We start from the raw sequence: 2,589 nt of genomic DNA on the forward strand, positions 1-2,589 counted from the left end.
GAAGACCGCCGATCACATCTGCTATCTGCAGGTCGACCGTTAGGCCGTGCAGATTCGCGACAAGAACCTGCAGGATCTCCACCAGCAGGTCGCCGCGCAATACGTTCTGCTCACCCGCCGATGAGGATGCCCGACATGAAGAACACCCTGCGGCTGGCTGGGCTGCTCACGATCCTGATCGTCGGGTCTGGTTGCGCGGCACCCATTTCCGGGCAGGCCAAGCCCGGAATGACACCGGTCGACCTGGCAGCGCTGCAAACCGGCGCGACCGTCACCGAGCCGACCACCTTCGAGTTGAAGTACTCCGACACGGCGAAATCGGTCAGATTGATCGAGGGGCGTCGCCTGCTCAACGTCCTCATCCCGTCGATCGACGTCGACCCCGAACTGACGATGCGTGTTACCACCAGGGTGTTCGCCGATGGCACGGACATGTCGAAAGACGATGGCCTCCCCGAGATGTTCAAGGCCGCGGTGACCGAGAACAACATGATCGCCGGAGTCACCGCATCGCGGACGAACGGCAGCGTGCGAGACACCAAGGGCCTGCACATGAGCGTGCTGCACTTCGCGACCGCGCAGGACAGCAAGAACGCGGCCGCTGCGATGTATCAGGTGAGCACGACAGGCGAACGCCCCCGGCAGCCGGTGACGATTCCGGGATACTCCGAGGCCAACGGGTCGAGCGGGAACGGCACCGCGGTCAGCGCCTTTCAGGCGCACGGCCCCTTTGTGATCGTGGTCAGCGTGTCGCAGGAGACACCCGACTCCGCCGGCTTGGCCACCAAGATCAAGAAGGCGCTCGATCTGCAGATTCCCGCGCTCGACAAGTACCGGTTGATCGCCCCCGACGATCTGCTCGATGTGCCGCTCGACCCCGAGGGGATCATGCGCCGAGCGACGGGCAAGTCTCCGTCGGGCGACCCGTGGGGCATGAGCTACCACGAAGAGGACTTCGGAACCTTCGAGCCGTCGGGGATCCTGCACTTCGAACGCAATCCGGCTGAAGCCCGCGCAGCTTTCGAGGAGGCAGGTGTCGACCTGGTCGGCCGGCGCTACAGCACGGTGTACCGGACTCGCGATGTCGAGTCCGCGTTCAAGCTGCAGAACGTACTCGCCAAGCGAGGCAAGAGCGACTCCGAGCTCACCCCGCCGCCCGGTATCGCCGACGCCCAATGCCTGCGGCTGGAGGTACCGGACCCGAACCGTGGGTACAACGGGATCTGTGTCCTCGTGTACGGCCGCTACGTTGCCGTCGTCATGTCGCTGGCGAGCTTGTCGCGTGCGTCGCTGGAGGTCGACCCGATATTGCAGGAACGAACCGCCGCGCAGTACGCGATCCTGAAGAAGAGCGAGTAGACGATCATGCGAAAACTCCGTGTAGGCAGCGCGTTGGTGACACTCGGCCTGGCATTGGGCGGTTGCGGTGGCGGCACCGAAGCCGCGGCTCCGCCGACACCCTCCATAGATATCGCCAAGCTCGACTCGGGCAACTACCCGACTACTCCGACCGATCTCGAAGCCACCCGGGTTCCGACCTCGGGAGCCCTGCAAGAGGCGATCAAGATCGGCGCCGCGACCCCGTTTCCCTTCCAGTACGATCCGCGATTCGTCTTCGTCACGGGCGCGAGCGGCGGTCGACACATCACCCAGGCTGATCCCACATACTTCAGTGGCGCCGGAATCGAGTCCAAGGATTTCAATGCCGTGATCCCGGGTGTCGTCGCGGGGTGGCAGAGTTCCGCGAACCGCCGCGACACCTCCAATGCTGGGCGGACGGTCAGCACGATCACCCTCCGGTTCGAATCGGCTGACCAGGCCAAGTTCGCGGCTACCGAATTGTCCAACCGGACTCCTGGCTCGCCGTACCAGATTCCCACCTATTCCGAAGCCCTCGTCAAGGTCGAGGACCACCGCACAGACCTGCCTGTGCAGAACCTGCGCGCATGGCTGCCGCGCGGTGACATGTTGCTGTTCATCCACGTCGCGGACTGGATAGGTCTGCCCTACGATGCCGCAGCTGACGCGGTAGTCGCGCAGAAGTTCTTCGACAAGCAGATCGAGATGCTGCGCTCGTACACACCGACCCCGCTGCGCGACATCAGCACGTTGCCGCTCGACCACGACGGCCTCCTCAGCCATGCTCTGCCCACCGAGGCAGCGTCACGGCAGAAGCAAGGGACCAGCTCCGCCGCGGTGTATCCGGCCCAGGCGGTCCTGCATCTCGAAGACAACTCCCAGACCATGACTGCCGCGTACGCGGATGCCGGTATCGACTATGTCGCGTTCGACACCGGGTCGGTGTACCGAACCCGCGACGGGTCCGCCGCGACCCGGTTCCTCGCCGCGTTGGACACCGTGACACTCGACGATCCCGACTACATGAAGGCCGCCAGTCCGGCCAACCTGCCGACCACCAATTGCTTCGATGCCGACCCGTCGGTGAAGTACAACTCCGTACGCCCGACATGTCATGGCGTGTTCGGACGATTCACGTTCGGGTTCTCCTTGCATAACCTTCAATACTTACACCCACGCGCGGGCGCGCCGTAAACACGGCTGTCCGCGCTCGAGTTATTTACGCGATGA

At 63.9% G+C, this 2,589-nt stretch carries 2 protein-coding genes; both read left to right on the forward strand.

The window, feature by feature from the left end:
- Positions 1-135 precede the first annotated feature (135 nt).
- Positions 136-1,359 (forward strand): hypothetical protein, encoded by a 1,224-nt coding sequence (locus ACFWPJ_RS30095; protein WP_378856487.1) that lies wholly within the window; start codon positions 136-138, stop codon positions 1,357-1,359.
- Between the two features lie 6 nt (positions 1,360-1,365).
- A complete protein-coding gene (locus ACFWPJ_RS30100; RefSeq protein ID WP_378856489.1) occupies positions 1,366-2,553 on the forward strand; it encodes a hypothetical protein in 1,188 nt (395 codons plus the stop codon).
- The last annotated feature ends 36 nt before the right edge of the window (positions 2,554-2,589 follow it).

The sequence above is a fragment of the Nocardia sp. NPDC058497 genome (assembly GCF_042720195.1).
Lineage (GTDB): Bacteria > Actinomycetota > Actinomycetes > Mycobacteriales > Mycobacteriaceae > Nocardia.